12 protein-coding genes are annotated in these 16,700 nt (G+C 65.6%); 3 read left to right on the forward strand and 9 right to left on the reverse strand.

Features of this window, described 5'->3' with window-relative positions; genetic code table 11:
• Nucleotides 1-71: 71 nt before the first annotated feature.
• The 3 genes from B2Z70_RS00170 to B2Z70_RS00180 are packed head-to-tail and all read right to left on the reverse strand — an operon-like array spanning nucleotide 72 to nucleotide 4,077.
• On the reverse strand, nucleotides 72-1,268 hold the full coding sequence (locus B2Z70_RS00170; RefSeq protein WP_292979797.1) for a M14 family metallopeptidase: 1,197 nt from the start codon (nucleotides 1,266-1,268) through the stop codon (nucleotides 72-74).
• On the reverse strand, nucleotides 1,265-2,776 hold the full coding sequence (locus B2Z70_RS00175) for a lyase family protein (RefSeq protein ID WP_292979799.1): 1,512 nt from the start codon (nucleotides 2,774-2,776) through the stop codon (nucleotides 1,265-1,267). The genes B2Z70_RS00170 and B2Z70_RS00175 overlap by 4 nt, the downstream gene beginning before the upstream one ends.
• Nucleotides 2,773-4,077 carry a TetR/AcrR family transcriptional regulator gene (locus B2Z70_RS00180; RefSeq protein ID WP_292979801.1) on the reverse strand — a complete coding sequence of 435 codons (1,305 nt, stop codon included), beginning with the start codon at nucleotides 4,075-4,077 and terminating at the stop codon, nucleotides 2,773-2,775. The genes B2Z70_RS00175 and B2Z70_RS00180 overlap by 4 nt, the downstream gene beginning before the upstream one ends.
• A gap of 178 nt (nucleotides 4,078-4,255) precedes the next feature.
• Here B2Z70_RS00180 and B2Z70_RS00185 point away from each other — a divergent pair, with 178 nt between their 5' ends.
• The 3 genes from B2Z70_RS00185 (at nucleotide 4,256) to B2Z70_RS00195 (ending at nucleotide 9,854) form a co-directional block, all read left to right on the forward strand.
• Complete coding sequence (locus B2Z70_RS00185; protein ID WP_292979803.1) at nucleotides 4,256-7,357, forward strand: TonB-dependent receptor domain-containing protein; 3,102 nt, start codon at nucleotides 4,256-4,258, stop codon at nucleotides 7,355-7,357.
• Between the two features lie 48 nt (nucleotides 7,358-7,405).
• Entirely contained in the window at nucleotides 7,406-8,254 is an 849-nt protein-coding gene (locus tag B2Z70_RS00190) for an alpha/beta hydrolase family protein (protein WP_292979805.1), read from the forward strand.
• Between the two features lie 139 nt (nucleotides 8,255-8,393).
• The gene (locus B2Z70_RS00195; RefSeq protein ID WP_292979807.1) at nucleotides 8,394-9,854 is read left to right on the forward strand and encodes an SLC13 family permease; all 1,461 of its coding nucleotides are present in this window, start codon (nucleotides 8,394-8,396) and stop codon (nucleotides 9,852-9,854) included.
• Here the strand turns inward: B2Z70_RS00195 and B2Z70_RS00200 are convergent.
• The 6 genes from B2Z70_RS00200 to B2Z70_RS00225 all read right to left on the reverse strand — a co-directional run.
• Nucleotides 9,851-12,841: a TAXI family TRAP transporter solute-binding subunit gene (locus tag B2Z70_RS00200; RefSeq protein WP_292979809.1), complete on the reverse strand. Its 2,991-nt coding sequence runs from the start codon at nucleotides 12,839-12,841 to the stop codon at nucleotides 9,851-9,853. The two genes, B2Z70_RS00195 and B2Z70_RS00200, sit on opposite strands and share 4 nt — an antisense overlap.
• Before the next feature lie 140 nt (nucleotides 12,842-12,981).
• Entirely contained in the window at nucleotides 12,982-14,274 is a 1,293-nt protein-coding gene (locus tag B2Z70_RS00205; protein WP_292979811.1) for an MFS transporter, read from the reverse strand.
• A gap of 71 nt (nucleotides 14,275-14,345) precedes the next feature.
• Nucleotides 14,346-14,648: a hypothetical protein gene (locus B2Z70_RS00210; RefSeq protein ID WP_009802091.1), complete on the reverse strand. Its 303-nt coding sequence runs from the start codon at nucleotides 14,646-14,648 to the stop codon at nucleotides 14,346-14,348.
• Between the two features lie 71 nt (nucleotides 14,649-14,719).
• On the reverse strand, nucleotides 14,720-15,154 hold the full coding sequence (locus B2Z70_RS00215; protein ID WP_292979813.1) for an acyl-CoA thioesterase: 435 nt from the start codon (nucleotides 15,152-15,154) through the stop codon (nucleotides 14,720-14,722).
• Nucleotides 15,151-16,092, reverse strand: a complete 942-nt coding sequence (locus B2Z70_RS00220) for a beta-keto acid cleavage family enzyme (protein ID WP_292979814.1) — start codon at nucleotides 16,090-16,092, stop codon at nucleotides 15,151-15,153. Before B2Z70_RS00220 ends, B2Z70_RS00215 begins: the two co-directional genes overlap by 4 nt.
• A 4-nt stretch (nucleotides 16,093-16,096) precedes the next feature.
• Nucleotides 16,097-16,700: BCCT family transporter (locus tag B2Z70_RS00225; protein WP_292979815.1), on the reverse strand; the 604-nt coding region annotated here is incomplete at its 5' end.

Consider the following 16,700-nt stretch of genomic DNA (forward strand, 5'->3'; position numbering starts at 1 on the left):
CTCCTTGCGTCGCGCACAGGATCTAGGGCGTAACCCGCATCGGGACGAGGAGAGGGCGACTGACGGGCGGCTCAGTCGGCCTGCGCCACGCCAAGATAACGCACCAGGGCCCGCGCCGCGGTCCGCGACAGGGCGGTGATGCGGTCGCGATCGGTGTCATCGCCATACTCCACGGTGACGCCGGGCGCGGCGTAGGTGTCCGCAAACCAGGTCTTGGAGGTGGGCATGCCCACATTGTGGCTGGGGCCTCGGTCAAAGGCCGGCTCGTCACCGGGCCAGGCCGCGTCGATCAGGGCGATCCAGTCCTCGCTGAACGCAAACGGCGTCAGTTCGGCTGCGTCCGGCGGGGTGTAGAGCACGTCACGACGGGTCGCGTGAAAGTCCAGAAGCAGGTAGGGCGCATGTCCCTGCGCGATCTGCGCCTCGATGGCGGCGAAGGCGGCGCGGGTTTCGGGCTGGGTGAAGGGGCCCCAGTCGCGGTTCAGATCCAGTCCGCCGGTATTGTGCCGCCAATGACCATGCTCGACCCCGTCCGGATTGAGATCGGGAATGATCAGCCATTGATATCGGTCAAGGACGGAGAGGTCGGTCTGCTCTCCGAACAGGGCGTCCAGAAACGCACGAAGACCCAGAACGCCCGGCACTTCCGGCGGATGCTGACCGCCAAGAATGATGATGAGCGGCGCACCAGACACGGCTGCTTGCCGGGTCAGGGCTTCGATGACGCGACCTTCGCGGCTCTCGCCGATGACGTTGCGCGTCATGCCGGTGCGGTCGCCGAAATCGGCGCGCCAGAGGGCGCGCTCTTCCAGCGTGATGACTTCCTGGGCGGCGATCCGGGTGGCGCCGGGCGCGATCTCGAGCGCCAGCACCGCACGCCGGCCGTCTTCGGACACGGATATGGCGTCTTCCGGCAGGGCGGCCCAGTGACCGCCTTCCAGCTCGATGCGCGGATGATAGCGATGGCGGTACTCGGGGTACTCCAGCGCGACTTGCGCCGCGCTCATGGCTTCCGCATGCAGGTCGAACGCATACCAGGGGCTGGGATTGATGTCGGGATCTTCGGGCGTCACCGTGAGTGCAAAGGCCGCTTCGCCCGCGCGTTCACAGGCGTAATCGGGCGCGGTGGAGAAGTCCTGGGTCAGGCGTGTCGCGCCCGTTTCACACGTGGAGACAGACTGGGGCGCCAAGGGCGTCTGCGTGGCGCAAGCCGGCAGGATCAGCGCGACGCCAAGCGCAACAAAGCGCACGAGAGCGGATGAGGTCATGGGGTCTCCGTTCGGACCGGGTCGGTCTCTCTGGCGGCGCGGGCCTGAGCGATGACGGCGTCGACAAGCGCGGCGTCGAGACCGAGATAGGTGCGCGGGTTGAGAAGCGCGTCCAGCTCCCCGGGCGCGAAAAGGGCGAGGAGGTCAGGATCGCTCTCAAGGGCTTCGCGCAAACTCACGCCGGTTTCACTGGCGTCGGCTGCGAGATCGCGCAGGCGGTGCTCGGCGCCCTCCCGGCCCAGATCATCCTGAATGGCGAAGACGATGCGCTGGGTCAGGATCCAGCCTTCGCTCAGCTCCAGCGTCTCGGCCATGCGCGCCTCGTTGACCCGCAGGCGCGAGATCAGACGGCTCGCATCGCCCAGCATGTCTTCGGTCGCGATGGCGACATCCCCAACGGCCCTGTTGGGGCGGGAGGTGTTGTCGCGCTCGAAGAAGTTGATCATGTCGTCCTGCACGATCTCGGCAAGGCGCGGGATGACCCGGCCATGCTGGATCAGCGCTTCAGAGAGCGACGGATTGACCTTGTGCGGCATGGTGCTGGAGCCGACGGCGCCGCCGGGGCGTTCCTCGACCACCGCGCCGATATCGGTCATCTGGAGCAGGAAGACCTCCTGCCCGAACCGGGCCCAGGTGTGCGCCATCATGGACTGGACCAGCGCGAACTCGGCGAACACGTCCCGGCTGGCGTGCCAGTCATCGGGATAGGGGGCGGGCAGGCCCAGCTCCTGCGCCATCCGCGCCTCGACGCGCTGGCCTTCGGGACCCAGCCCCAGATAGCTGCCCACTGCACCCTTCATGATGATGGACCGGTCGATCCGGTCCAGGAGGTCCGCCAGCCGGTCGATATGGCGGCGGTTCTCGCCGATATAGCCGCTGACGGACTTGCCATACGTCAGGGGCAGGGCGTGCTGGCCCAGCGTGCGGCCGATCATCGGCGTGGACTTGTAGCGCTCGGCCAGCTCGATGAGCTGCAGCTCGATCACCCGCAAATCCCCGATCAGCGCCAGGACCGCCTCGCGCATCTGCAACATGGCGGCGCTGTCATACAGGTCCACGGTCGTCGCGCCATAGTGCAGGTAATTGGCGCTGTCTTCATCGAGTGAGCGGCGCAGGACGTTGAGCAGCGCGACCATGCGGTGGCGCACCACATCGTATTCGGCGTCGAGCGCGTCCTGGGGAATGTTGTCCGGAATGGCGGCGGCCGTGATCGCGTCCGCAGCGGATTGCGGAATGACGCCTTCCTGCGCCTGTGCGCGGGCCAGGGCGGCCTCAAGGCGCAGGACCTGGGCGTTGAGAGCCTGGGTCGAGAAGACCGCCTCGATCTCACGATTGGCGGAGAGGGTCGGGCTTTGCGGATCAAAGCGCGTGCGTTCGGCCTCGGAGGGGCCGGAGGTTGACGAGGCGGCTCCGGTCTCGCTCTCGGACCCGGTCGGTGCCGCATCGGGTGCCGGCGCCGAGCAGGCGGCGACGAGGATGCACAGCAGAAGCGTCAGTCTTGTGCTCATGGGCGCGCCGCCAGCCCGTACAACAGGACGTACAGGAAATCATTGGTCGCGGACTGGGGATTCTGGGACATGCGCCAGTCATTCATCGTGCTGCTGGCGGCGAGGGTGTAGCCGCTATTGATGAACATCACCCCGGTCAGGATGGATTCCACGATCGAGGCCTCATGGGGCCGGGCTTCGCCGGCGCTGACCGCCGCGTCATGGCTGTCGCCCAGGCGACGGGTGATATTGCGCAGGCGCGCCTGATGCCGGTTGCGGCGGGCGGCCGGCAGGGCCGCCATCAGTTCCAGCCGGATGATCGGCGAGATTCCGCTGGCCTGCATGTAGATGAGGTCAAAGGCGGCGCGACGCAGGAAGGCCAGCCCGTCCAGACTGTCCGCAGCGGCGTCGAGCGTGGTTTCCACCATCTGCAGTGAGTGCTCCAGGCACTGGTCCAGGAAGCTCTCCTTGTCCGGGATGTGATAGTAGAATGCGCCCCGCGTCACGCCCAGGGATCCCGCCACCTCGGCCAGGGAGACGCCTTCAAAACCATACAGGTTGAAGAACCGGATTCCGGCCTTGAGAAAGGCGTCCCGCTTCATGCGATTGCGCGCTTCGCGATCAAAGATCTGCGGCAGCTCGTCATTGGAGACAAATTGCGGGGCGATCTCGTTGGAGACGGGCCCCGCCTCGGTCAGGCCTTGTCGGAGAATGTCGCGCAGGACGTTGGCGGAATCGAAGAATTGTGCAGCGGTTTCCTCGCCGGCGCGGACCGTGAGCCAGTCCAGCAAGCCGAACAGGCAATAGGTGACAGGTTCGGCCCGCCGCGCGCTGAGTCCCGCTTCTTCAAGCCAGTCGCAGGTCATCGCGTTGACGCGGTTGACGGCTTCGGAGAGCTGTCCGGTGATGCGGGTCTGGACCTCTTCAGACAGGGTGTCGAGTTCCTGTAGGCGGGCCGGGAAGGGCCGCTGGCCTTCAATCGCCTCGCTCAGCTGTTCGCCATAGGCCTGAAACAGCGCCAGCACCTTGAGGCCCGGCGCGTCATTGGCCGCCTCGGCGCGGCTCACCGCCTCGATCAGGAACTCCACGGAAGACAGGAACGCCGCTTCCGCCAGCTCCTCCTTGGACGCGTAATAATACGCGATGCTGGTCTTGGTGAGGCCGAGATCGGCGGCGATGTCTTCCAGTCGCGCGCCCAGAACCCCCTGGGCGTTGAAGCGGCGCGAGGCGGCGGACCGGATGGCGGCGGTCTTCAGATCGCGCTCCTGGCGGCGGGAAAAGGGCGAGCCGTGATCGGGGAAGTCCGGTCTGAGTACGGTCATCGTCGGGGTCCCCTTCGTCTCCGCCCGTGTGTTGCGGGTGATGATAGTAGCTTCGGCGCCACGGCTGACAATTTACAGTCGGCAGTCCGTACGGAATTTGAACCGAGTGTATAATTTTCGTTGACAGTGTCCAGAAGCGTTGCTCTCGTTATGAAAACAACACGCATGGGAGGGACAAATGACACTCAAGATGATTCTGCGTTCCGGAATCGCCCTTGGCGCACTGGCGCTGGGTGAGGCCGCATTCGCGCAAGCGGTTGAAACGACGCAGCAAACCCCAGAAGCCGCGCCGCCGGCTTCGGAAGACGTGATCATCGTCACCGGCACCAATATCCAGGGCGCCCGCATCAATCAGGCGCTGCCGGTCACCATTGTCACGCAGGATGATCTCGCCACGATCGGCGGCGTGGACGGGGAAGACCTGATCCGCTCGCTGCCGGCCCAGGGCGGCGTGCAGTTCCGCACCGACAACAACACCACCAACAACAATGCGCGCGGCGACGTCGCTTCGATCAACCTGCGCTCCATCGGATCGAGCGGCACCCTGGTGCTGCTGAACGGCCGCCGCGTGGTCAACCACCCCTCGACCCAGGCCGAGCTGTCGACCCCGGTGACCACCACCAATGTGAACTCCCTGCCCGTCGCCGGCATCGCCCGCGTCGAGGTGCTCAATGACGGCGCCTCCGCCATCTATGGCACCGACGCCGTCGCAGGCGTGTTCAACACCATCCTGGACGATGATTTCGTGGGCTTTGATGTTCGTGCGCGACATCTCTACGCCACGGGCAATGGCCTGAATGAGCAGACCCTCACCATCAAGGCGGGTCAGGACTTCAATGACGGTCGCACCAACGCCTCGCTGGCCGTGGAATATTCACGCCGTGACGGCCTGTTCGCCAATGAGGTGGATCGCGCGTCGAGCGAGGATCTGCGCCGCTTCCTGGTGGGCACCAGCTTTGAAGGCGACGTGTCCTTCGACAATCGCGCCACCCAGACCCCCTGGGGCCAGTGGACGCTGAACACCACATCCTCGACCCGGGTGCGCCAGAACGGCAATATCCTGACCACGACTTCGGGCGTTTTCCACTTCCAGCCTGACAGCTTCCCCGGATGCCGGGCCGACAGCCTGTCCACGCCGGGCCTGTGCATTGACGACGGCAGCCAGGACCGCGACCTGCGCTATGACGGCGCGTATGAGCGGTCGATCATTTCAGATCGCGACCGGTTCAACGCCTTCGGCTTCTTCAATCACGACCTCGACAATGGCGTGCATCTGTATGGCGAGCTGGGCGTCTATTACGCCGAGACGCGCTCCACGAACGAGCCGCGCAACGGCATCACGGCCACCGGCATCTCCGTGCCGGCGAGCTATTACTACAACCCGTTCGGGCCTGTGACCTTCTCGGACGGCTCCATCAACCCCAATCGCCTGCCGGGGCTGACCAATGTGCCGGCCGAAGGGCTGCCGGTGTTCACCGATGCGGGGCGCTACCGCTTCGTGGATGTGGGCTTCCGCGACATCGAGGTCGTCAACACCCAGTACCGCATTCTGGGCGGCGCCCGCGGCGAGTTCGGCGATTCAGGCTGGGACTGGGATAGCGCGGCGCTGTACAACCGCGGCTATGCCGAGGATACGGCGAACAACTCGGTCTCCCGCACCCTGTTGCAGCAGGAGCTCTTCCGCGAAGGCCCGGACGTCTACAATCTGTTCAATGGCGGCAATCCGGCCAACCCCTCGGTCGGCGACGCCACGCCCAATCCGCGCAACCTGATCGAACCCTTCCTGATCGATGTGGTGCGCAAGAGCACTTCCGAGCTGGCATTGATCGATTTCAAGGTCAGCAATGGCGATGTGTTCACCCTGCCGGGCGGACCGATCGGCATCGCGGCCGGCGTCGAGGCCCGCTATGAGGCCTATGACGAGGACCGCGATTCCCGTCTGGACGGCACCATCACCTTCACCGACATGGTGACGGGCGAGGTCAGCGAGACCGATGTCTACGGCACCAGCCCGACGCCGGATTCCAGCGGGTCCCGCGAAGTCTTCGGCATCTTCGCCGAGGCGTCCGTGCCGATCGTCAGCCCCGAGATGAATATCCCGCTCGTCGAGACGTTCGACGTGCAGCTGGCTGCGCGCTACGAGGATTATTCCGACTTCGGCGGCAGCGGCGTGAAGCCGCGTGTGGCCGCGGCCTGGGTCCCCTTTGACGGCCTCAAGCTGCGCGGCGCGTATTCGGAGGGCTTCCGGGCGCCGAACCTGATCGTCGTCAATGAAGGCGTGGACCGCTCCAATGGGCGCGAAGACAGCTATGCCTGTGAGGCGGGCGTACGCAACGGCACGTTCGCGAGCTTTGCTGATTGCACCGGCTTCTCCGAAGGCCGCACCGAGCGGCGTTCGGTCGCTGATGACATCGGTCCGGAAGATGACACCAACATCACCTATGGCTTCGTGTTCGAGCCGCGGGGTCTGGACGGCGCGCTGCGCTTCCTGAACGGTCTGACGGTCACCGTGGACCGCTGGGAAATCGAACGCACCGACGTGGTCGGCGTGTTCGGCGCGGAGAACCATATCAGCCTCGATTACCTGCTGCGTCTGCAGGGCTCCTCTAACCCGAACGTGGTGCGGGCTGATCCTAACCAGGACCAGATCGACTATTTCAACGCGGCGGGCCTGACCCCGGCGGGCGATATCCTGTTTATCCGTGATACCTATGACAACAATGAGGATATCGATGTCGAGGGTATCGATTACGGAGTCTATTACTCACTCGATGACACCCCGATCGGCGACTTCGACTTCAAGGTCAACGCGTCCTATCTCGACACGTATTTCATCGCCCTGTCTCCTGGCGCCCAGCAGATCGCGGACGCGGTGGATAGCGGCCTGATCTCGGATGAGATCACGGTCTCCCAGGAAGGCGATATCATCCTCCAGGATGGTCAGCCGGAGTGGCGGGTCGCCGCGTCCCTGACCTGGCGTCATGATAGCGGCTGGGGCGCGGGTATCCGGGCTGACTACACCAGCGAGTTCATCGACACCGGCGCGGGCCTCGATCCGAACGGCGATCCGTTCATCGTGGACGCCTGGACCCAGACCAACGCCTATGTCCAGTACGACATTGACGCCAATGGCATCCTGGACGGCATGCGGGTCCGTGTCGGCGCGAACAACATCTTCGATGAAGATCCGCCGCTGGCCGACGAGACCAATGGCTATGACGCCGCGTATCACAGCATTCGCGGACGTCAGGTCTATTTCGACGTCCGTAAACGCTTCTAGAGCCGGCAAGGCCGGGCTTTCTCCTCGCGAGGGCGCCCGGACGCTGTCATGATGCGCTTTCTTCTCTCCCTTCTCGTCCTTGCGGCGACACAGATCAGTGCGGCCTGGGCCGAGGACTGGCGCACCGGCCAGTTCATCCTGCCCGACTGGGACGGTCCGGCCCTGCGCGTCTTCTATGTGGAGCCGCCCGAAGGCCGCTTGCCGGACGCCCCTGTGGTCATCGTCATGCATGGCGTCAATCGAAATGCGGACGATTATCGCGACAACTGGATCGCGCTGGCGGAGCACTACGGCCTGCGCGTCTATGCGCCGGAGTTCACCCAGGACGCCTTCCCGGGCGCCGCATCCTACAATCTGGGCGGCGTGGGGCGGGACGGGCCGTCCTCCTATGCCGCGATCGAGCCGCTTTTCACCGCCATCACGCAACGCGGAGCCGCGAGCGGCTATGTCCTGTTCGGGCATTCCGCCGGCGCGCAATTTGTCCACCGGGCCCTTCTGTTTGAAGACCTGCCGCATCTTTTGACGGCGTATTCCGCCAATGCCGGCTGGTACACCTTGCCGGACCGGAACGAGACCTGGCCCTATGGCCTCTCCGGGATCGACATTGATGAGGGCCGGATCGGGGCCTGGCTGGAGCGCCCGATGACGCTTCTCCTGGGAGAGGCCGACATCGATCCGGGGGATCCGAATCTGCGTCGCACGCCTGAAGCGCTGGCCCAGGGGCCGCACCGCCTTGCCCGCGGTCACTACTTCTTTGATCATGCGGGCCGGCAAGCGCAGGAGCGAGGCGTGTCCCTGGGCTGGCGGGTCGTCACGGTTCCGGGCGTCGCCCATGACAATGCCGGCATGGCCCGGACCGCGGCGAGCCTGATTGCACAGACCGCTCGCGATGACTGACGCCGCCGTCCGGAGCTGCACACGCCGCCGCTGAACCCGGGGCGCGTGGATCGCGCCTCCCGCCGCCGCAGGCCTGGCCTTCATCGCAAGGTCTCCTGCGGCCGGACTGTCCACCTGACATACACAAGGCCGACCGACCATGACTGCACAAGATGACGCCGGACAGGCGCTATACCAGCGGATCGGACTGATTGCGGGCCCGATCGCCGCCCTGATCGTGTTCCTGACGTTCGAACCGGAGGGCCTGTCGCGCGCGGGCGTGATCGTGGCCGCGCTGGGGCTGTGGATGGCGATCTGGTGGGCGACCGAAGCCATTCCGGTGGCGGTCACCGCCTTCCTGCCGCTGGTCGTCCTGCCCCTTCTGGACGTCGTGCCCATGCGCGACATCGCCGCGCCCTACGCGCACCCGATCATCTATCTGTTCTTCGGCGGTTTCGTGGTGGCGCTGGCGATAGAACGCTGCGGTCTTCACCGACGCATCGCTCTGGGCGTGTTCGCATTCGCGGGCGCGGATGCGCGGGCGCTGGTGGCGGGGTTCATGGCGTCGGCGGCCTTTGTCAGCATGTGGATCTCCAACACCTCCACAACCCTGATGCTCCTGCCCATCGCCGTCTCGGTCTATACCGTTATTAGCGAGACCATGCCCGGTCTGGCGCCGAAACAGCGCCAGAATTTCGGCGTCTCCCTGCTGCTGGGCCTGGCGTATGGCGCGACGCTGGGCGGTCTGGCGACGCTGGTGGGCACGCCGCCCAACGCCTTCATGGTCGGCTTCATGGCGGACAATTACGATGTCCACATGGATTTCGCGCGCTGGATGCTCGTGGGTCTGCCGGTCTCGCTGGTCATGCTGCCGCTCGCCTGGCTGGTGCTGACGCGGTTCACCTACCCGATCGATTTCAAGGCGTCCGAAGAGGCCATGAACCATATCCGCGCCATGCGCGAGGGGCTGGGCCGGATGAGCAAGGCCGAGGTCCGCACCGCCTTGCTGTTCGGATTTCTGGTGGTCGGCTGGCTGTCGCGCGGCTGGCTGAGCAATCTGTCGATCCTGGGGGAGCTGACGGATACGGGCGTCGCCATGGCTGCGGCGGTCGCCGCCTTTCTCATCCCTTCGGGCAAGAAAGGCCAGGCGCTGATGACCTGGGACGCCATGGGCAAGCTGCCCTGGGGCGTGCTGGCGCTGTTCGGCGGCGGGCTGGCGCTGGCCGCCGCCGTGACCAGCTCCGGGCTGGCCCTCTGGATCGGTCAGCAACTGGTGGGCATCGGGGCTGTCAACGCCATCCTGCTGGTGGTTGCAGCGACCGCGCTGGTCATCTTCATCACCGAACTGACCAGCAATCTCGCCACCACCGCCACCTTCCTGCCGGTGATCGCCGCCATCGGGGTCGAGACCGGACAGGATCCGCTGGTCTATGTGATCCCGGTGACGCTGGCGGCCAGCTGCGCCTTCATGCTGCCCGTCGCCACGCCGCCCAACGCCGTGGTGTTCAGTTCGGGGCTGGTGGCGATCCCCGCAATGGCGCGGGCCGGCCTGGTGCTCAACATCATCGCCGTGGCGGTGCTGAGCCTCGTGGCGCTATTGCTGGCCCCGATCGTGTTCTAGGCGCTCTCGACCGGGTCGGGGTCGCCATCCCAGATGCGCAGGCAGGCGGTGAAGACCAGAAGGTCTCCGGCCTGCAGGGTCTTCTGCTCGATGCGTTCGTCATAGGCGGTGCGGAAGTGGAAGGCGAAATCCCCGGCCCGGTTCCGCAGCTCCTCGCGCTTGGTCACGGGCAGCCAGCCCACAAGGTGAAGGCCGGCATGCCGGGTCCGGATCAGGCTGGCATAGCTGTGTCCGATCAGCGGATCCCCAGGCTCGAGGGTGTGCATGTACAGATGCGTTCCGTCACGCATGTTCATGACCGCAATCAGGAAATCGAGCATGGCGTTGCCGTCGAACACGTCTTTCACGAGGAAGCGTTCGACCAGCGTCGTGCTGGGGATCACCACATGGGCGCCAGCCCCTTCGGTCATGAAGGCGTCCCGGTCTTCCCGGTCGAGCACTTCGGCGGTGATCTTGCACGGCCAGCCGCGCCGGTTTGCATGCTCGGCGATCAGCTTGGTCGCCAGGAGCGTGGAGGCGTCCACGGCCCGCACCTCTGCCGAACTTGTTGCGTCGCGCTTCTTGGCGGCGTCGGCGAGCAGGATCACGTGATCGAATTCGAGACTGGCGGGCAGCTGCTCGTTCAGGGTTTCCGATGTGAGGAAGGGCGTGTCCTCGATGGTGATGGCGTGGATGGTCGGGTTCTGGTGGAAGACTCGAAGATTGGCTTCCAGACGTTCAAGGTGGGCGCGAGACGCATACAGAAGGATGCGTGCGCCTTCACTGCGCTGGAGCTGGAACCGGTCGCGCGGGATGGGTTCGGCGTCACGCACCTCGTTCAGGTCGCGCGTGCGCATCACGCTCTTGCGCCGGGCCGCGGCGTAGATGATGCGGTCATCGGGCTTGGGCGTGTAGGCATAGCCCTCCGCGCGGGTAAGCGAGATGATGGGGCCGCCATCCACCACCTCGGCGTCATACACCGCCTCGCGGCGCAGCTCGCTGCACACCAGCCCCACCAGGTTTGCGCCGCACGACCAGAGCGCGCTTTCCAGGTCGCTATTGGTCATGCCCAGTGAAATGTCCGGGTTCTGCGCGCACAATTCCTCGAACCGGATGGAATAGAGCTCGTCAAAGGCGTCATAGGTCAGCACTTCGAGCAGGTAGTCGATCATGTTGGGATGGATTGTGCTCAGCGCGGCGGCCTTGGCGACGAAGATGTCGGGCGTGATCAGGGTCGCGCAGCCGAAGGCCGCGAAATGATCCGCATTCTGGGAAAAGGCGAGCTCGGCCGAGATATGAATGTCGGGATTGAGCCGTTTGAGGTTCATCGCTGTCAGGATCGCGCCGATATTCTGGCTCGAGCGTCGATCGTAATCGGCCAGGATGATGGCGTGCCCGGCCTCCCGGGCGCCGGCTTTCTCCAGCGTGTCCCGGTCCGCGCTGTCCCCGCGTCTGAAGCTGACCTTGTTCTGGTCGAAATGATGGGTCGCCAGCGGCGAGGCGTCTCCCGACTCCGCAACAATACAGACCTTCTTGGCGTGCTCGGCGTCATTGCCGGTCAGCGCGTAGACCACCCCGTCCAGATGTTCGTTCCAGCCGCAAACCAGAACGTGATTGCTGAACCTGGCCGGCATCAGGCCGGCGATGCGCTCGGAGCGGCGTCGACCCCACATGTTGACGATGATGATGATCGCAGCGATCGGGCCGCCGACGCCGATAAAGGCGAGAATGGCCACGAGCACGCGGCCGATGGTGCTGAGCGGATAGGCGTTGTTCTCGGTGAAGCCGCTGGCCACGAAGGTCAGCATCCAGATGAAGCCTTCCGACAGGGTCAGGTCGGCGAAGGGATTGTCCAGCTGATAGGCCTGGGCGTGGGCCGTCTCCGCCGAGCGCAGGGTCAGAAGCGCGGTCAGCAACAGAAGCGCGAACAGGCTCAACCCGATGATCCAGGGGCTGGGGCGCGCCCACCAGTCCAGCGCCACCTGGATGAAGGCGAAGCGTCCGCGTCGTTCCCGCTTCACCCCGGTGCGGTCATAGGTTGTCTCGAACGTGACGGCGATGAAGCTGATCGCCAGCAGAGCCGCCCAGATCAACATCCACATCCAGTATTGCGGTTGCGGGTTGGCGTGGCCGGCGTCCACCAGAGAGCCCCGCGCGCTCCGGTGCACCGGCAGGGAGGCGCGCAACAGGAACTGGTCCAGCGCCAACAGGCCGTCAAATTCCGAGGACAGCGTATCCCAGTTCGCGATCAGGGCGGCGCTCAGTTGCGCCACGCGGCCTGCGGGGGCGTCGGACCGGGTGAACAGATAGGCGCGTACGGCGAGGGCGGCGGCCGGAGCGCCGTTGATCTGCAGAAAGCCGCTTTCGTAATAGGGGCGGCCCGCGGACAGCTCGGACACCACCATGGGCGGCAGGGCCAGTCGTCTGACGCGCTGGGGGTCGAACTCGAGATTGGCGGCGGCGGTCACGAACAGGGCGTCGATCTCGCCGTTCTCAAGCGCAGTAAAGGCCTCGCCCAGTCCCAGATTGCGGGCGCGATAGTCGATGCCTTCCCGAAGGCCCGCCGCATCCATCACTTCGCGCGCATTGTAATAGCTGCCCGAGCCGGTTTGCCCCAGATTGACGGAGAGGCCCCTGAGATCGCCCAGCAAGGTCGGAGCCTCGGCGGCGTTGCGCACGAAGACCTGCACATATTCGGGGAACAGGGGGGCGACGGCGGAAAACTCCCGCCAGCGCGGGAAGCCGTGATTGCCGTAGAAATGGTGATAGGCCAGATCGTTCTGGGCGAGCGCGAAATCGAAACGGCTCGTGCGCAGGCCGTCCAGATTCTCGACGCTGCCTGCGGTGTCGGTGGTGCACAGCTCCACCCCGTCCGCCAGTTCCGTCAGGCGCTCGGCGAACGCATGATAGCGCCCGCCTGTTTCGCCCGCTCCGAGGCAGTCCGCGCCTTGCGCCGACGCGGCGGCGCCCATCAGCCAAAACGCAATGAGACAGACAATCGCCCGCATGTGCCCGGCCCCCCCAGCCGCTTGGTCGCGCTGGCATATGGGGGCTGGATGTCCAAATGGACCCCCGGCGCGCCTGGCGCATTCCGGTTCAGTTATATCGGATACGACCAGAAGGTGAACCCGTCCGCGGACGGAGCGGGTCATGGGGCGGAGGCGTCGGTCTCGGACTCGCCCGCTTCCTCGACCGCGGTCTCGGCCCAGTATTCGCCTGCTGACATGGCGGCGGGGGCCAGAAGGTAATCCTCGGTGCTATCCGGCGCCTGGCGTCGGGTGATGCGGTAGACCGCGTAGGCGCTCAGCGCCAGACACAGGCCGACAAGGTACCAGGCGAAGCCGTTCGTGCCGAGCGCCCCCATCAGGACGCCCGTGCCCAGCGGCCCCAGCATGGCGCCGCCGCCATAGACCATGACAAGGGCGCTCGAGGCCGGGGTCATCTGATCGACCTCAAGCCAGTCATGGGTGTGCGCCATCGACAGCGGATAGAGCGTCATGGTCAGCCCGCCCGCAAAGAACCCCGCCAGCGTCAGGGTCATCAGGCCCTGCTGCGCAGCCATCGGCATCAGGGCCGCAATCACCGCGGCCGCAGCGGCCACGCCGGCGATCACGATCCTGCGGTCCCAGGCGTCGGACAGGCGCCCGATCGGCCATTGCAGCGCGGCGCCCCCCACAAGGGTCGCCGCCATGAAGATGGAGACGCCGCCCACCTCAAGGCCCAGACGACGCGCATACACCGCGCCCATCCCCAGGATGATCCCGTTCGCGACGCCGGCGCTGAAGCTGCCGGTCAGTCCCAGGGGCGAGATGGAGAACAGCTTGCGCAGGGTCAGGCGCTCGATTTCCAGCGTGAAGTGCGGCTGGGGGGCGGAGCTGAGCAGGATCGGCACCAGCGCGCCGGAAATGATGATCGATGAGAGGGCGTAGAGCGTCAGGCTGGTGGTGGAGGCGATGTTCAGAAGCCCCTGGCCGATGGCGAGGCTGCCATGGGTGATGATCATGTAGATGGCCAGCAGCGCGCCGCGATAGGCGTTGGAGCTTTCCCGGTTCAGCCAGCTTTCCGCCACCACATAGAGCCCGGCGAAGCTGAACCCTGTCAGAAAGCGCATCCCGGCCCAGACCCAGGGGTCGATGATCATGCCGTGGATCAGAATGGCGATGGACCCCAGCGAGGCGAGAGCGGCGAAGGTCCGCACATGTCCGACCCGGCCGATCAGGCGCTCGGCGCTGGCCGAGCCTGCGAAAAAGCCCGCGAAATAGGCGGTCATGACAAGACCGGTCAGAGCCGAGGAGAAGCCTGAATCTTCCGCCACCACGCCCAGCAGCGTGCCTTGCAGGCCATTGCCGGCCAGGAGCAGCGCAATCCCCAGCAACAGCGCCCAGAGCTGCAGGACGGCCTGAAGAAGGCTGCGTTCGCCGGAGGGGTCGGTGAGGCTCATCGCTGCACTCCTTCGCCACTGAACCGCGCCTGTGCCGCAGCCCGGGTCCGGGTGTCAATCACGCCAGGGCGTCAGGGTTTCCCGTTCGGAACCGAAACGAGCCAGACGCCGTCTATCTGATCGACGATGCGTCCGCCCAGCGCCATGGCCGAGGGGCGATCCGGGCAGCCCGCGAGGTCGGCGGTATGATCAAGATAATTGCCGGTGGCGGCGGTCTCTCCAAGCCGCCGGCACGGGGCGCCGGAGACGGGGTATCCGTCGCCGAAGGCGCCCACGGAGGCCGGGAAGACGAAGGGCGCCGGCTGTGAAGGCGTCGTGCAGGCGCCCAGCATCAGGACGAGTGCGCCCGTCAGGGCGAGGGTCGGATATGGCATGGCGCGCCCTTTCAGTCGTCACACGAGGAACCCGTGGCACTGTGCGTGTGGTTTGTTGGTCCGGGCAAGGGCTAAGACTGGCCCTCACCTGTGCTCGATCCCTCGAAGGTTCGGGCGCGGCTCCGCCAGTCCTCCGGCAGGGCGACGGCCTTGCGCGCCTGCGTGTCAAAGCAGACCGAGACCGCCGTCAGGCGCGCCGCGCGATGCTCCCGGCCCAGAATGATCATGTCATAGACGAAGGTGACGGACTTGCCGCCGAGACGATCGAGCCGGGCGCGGATCTCCAGAAGGTCGCCCGCGCGCACTTCGGCCACATAATCGATCTCGTGACGCACATCGACAAAGCCGGTCCCGCCGGCTTCGGCATCCGAACCGGACCATCCGAACACCGCGTTGAGCGCGTGATAGGAGGCGTCATCGAACATCGCCATGTAATGGCGGGTCGTCAGATGCCCCATCACATCGCACAGCCAGGGATGGGCGACGGCGCGAAGCGGCGCGATCATGCCGCGGCCCGCAGTTTCTTCATCTCTTCGAGCTTGCGCAGGCCCAGCGTCTGGCGCGCCTCTTCGGGCGTCTGCACGCGGGCGCCCATCATCTCGACAATGGAGCGGGCGCGTTCGACGAGCTGGGCGTTGGTGGCGGGCTGCCCCTTGGCGAGATAGAGATTGTCCTCGAGCCCGACGCGCACATGACCGCCCATCAGCGCCGCTTGCGCGGCCATGGGCATTTCATTGGCGCCCAGACCGAAGGCGGCCCAGTTCGCGCCCTCGGGCAGATTGTCGACCATGGCCTGCATGTTCCGGGTCAGACCTTCCGCGCCCCATTTGACGCCCATGCAGAGCTGGAAGAGCGGCGGTTCCTCCAGAAGGCCCTCGGCCATCATCTGCTTGGCGAACCAGATATGGCCCAGGTCAAAGACCTCAAGCTCGGGTTTCACGCCGATCTTCTGAAGCCGTTCCGCGCCGATGCGCAGCATGCCGATGGACGAGACATAGACATAGTTGGGGACGTTGTAGTTGAACGATCCGCAATCGAGCGAGCAGATCTCCGGCAGCAACATTTCCACATGCTGCATGCGCTCCACCTGACCCACGCAATCGGTATCGGTGCGGTCAAAGTCGGTGGGATTGTCATCGGGGCCCAGGAACAGATCGCCGCCCATGCCTGTGGTCAGGTTGATGATCACATCGGTATCGTGTTCGCGGATGCGGTCCACCACTTCCTTGAATAGTTCGGGGTCGCGGCTGGGCGCGCCGGTGTGCGGATCGCGCACATGGATGTGGGCGATGGCGGCGCCCGCTTTCGCCGCCTCTATGGAGGCCTTGGCGATCTCGGCGGGGGTGACGGGCACATGGGGCGTCTTGCCGGCGGTGTCGCCCGAGCCGGTTACGGCGCAGGTCAGGATCACATTGCGGTTGAGCTTTTGATCTTGGGCGGTCACGTCGTCACTCCATCGGTTGCGGATCAGGATCGCCGTCGAGGGCGCTCCCGGGGGAAGAGAAGTCTTCGGACAGCTGGGTCATCAGCGATCGCGCCATCACGAGGCCGATCAGCACGACCGGGGCGGAGGCGATCAGGGCGGCGGTCTGCACCACGCGCAAGCCGCCCACGAACAGCAAGGTCACCGGCAGCGCGCCCAGCATGGCGGCCCAGAACAAGCGCTGCCACAGGGCGGGATCCTGCCCGGCGGGCAGGGATTGGGTTGCGCTCGACGCCAGAATGTAGGAGGCGCTGTCATAGGTGGTGGCCGAGAACACCACGGCGGCGACAGCGAACAGGCCCATCGCCCAGACATCGAGCGGCAGGGCGTCCATGATCGCGACAATGGCCTGGGCGCCGCCGTCGGCATTGAGCTGTTCGACCACATCCACCGCGCCGGTCAGCTGCAGGTTCAGGCCGTAATTGCCCAGAATGACGAAGAACAGGCCCGCGCCCAGCGTGCCATAGCCGATCATGCCGAAGATCACCTGCCGGATGGAGCGACCGCGCGAGATGCGTGCCACGAACAAGCCCACCACCGGGCCATAGGCGATCCACCAGGCCCAGTAG

The organism is Oceanicaulis sp. UBA6590 (genome assembly GCF_002433705.1).
Lineage (GTDB): Bacteria > Pseudomonadota > Alphaproteobacteria > Caulobacterales > Maricaulaceae > Oceanicaulis.

What these genes read in the sequence shown, in the direction of transcription:
- B2Z70_RS00200 (WP_292979809.1), bottom strand. Translation starts at nt 12,841, where the DNA reads ATGCGGGCGATTGTCTGTCTCATTGCGTTTTGGCTGATGGGCGCCGCC.
- B2Z70_RS00195 (WP_292979807.1), top strand. Translation starts at nt 8,394, where the DNA reads ATGACTGCACAAGATGACGCCGGACAGGCGCTATACCAGCGGATCGGA.
- B2Z70_RS00205 (WP_292979811.1), bottom strand. Translation starts at nt 14,274, where the DNA reads ATGAGCCTCACCGACCCCTCCGGCGAACGCAGCCTTCTTCAGGCCGTC.
- B2Z70_RS00180 (WP_292979801.1), bottom strand. Translation starts at nt 4,077, where the DNA reads ATGACCGTACTCAGACCGGACTTCCCCGATCACGGCTCGCCCTTTTCC.
- B2Z70_RS00210 (WP_009802091.1), bottom strand. Translation starts at nt 14,648, where the DNA reads ATGCCATATCCGACCCTCGCCCTGACGGGCGCACTCGTCCTGATGCTG.
- B2Z70_RS00175 (WP_292979799.1), bottom strand. Translation starts at nt 2,776, where the DNA reads ATGAGCACAAGACTGACGCTTCTGCTGTGCATCCTCGTCGCCGCCTGC.
- B2Z70_RS00215 (WP_292979813.1), bottom strand. Translation starts at nt 15,154, where the DNA reads ATGATCGCGCCGCTTCGCGCCGTCGCCCATCCCTGGCTGTGCGATGTG.
- B2Z70_RS00170 (WP_292979797.1), bottom strand. Translation starts at nt 1,268, where the DNA reads ATGACCTCATCCGCTCTCGTGCGCTTTGTTGCGCTTGGCGTCGCGCTG.
- B2Z70_RS00190 (WP_292979805.1), top strand. Translation starts at nt 7,406, where the DNA reads ATGATGCGCTTTCTTCTCTCCCTTCTCGTCCTTGCGGCGACACAGATC.
- B2Z70_RS00185 (WP_292979803.1), top strand. Translation starts at nt 4,256, where the DNA reads ATGACACTCAAGATGATTCTGCGTTCCGGAATCGCCCTTGGCGCACTG.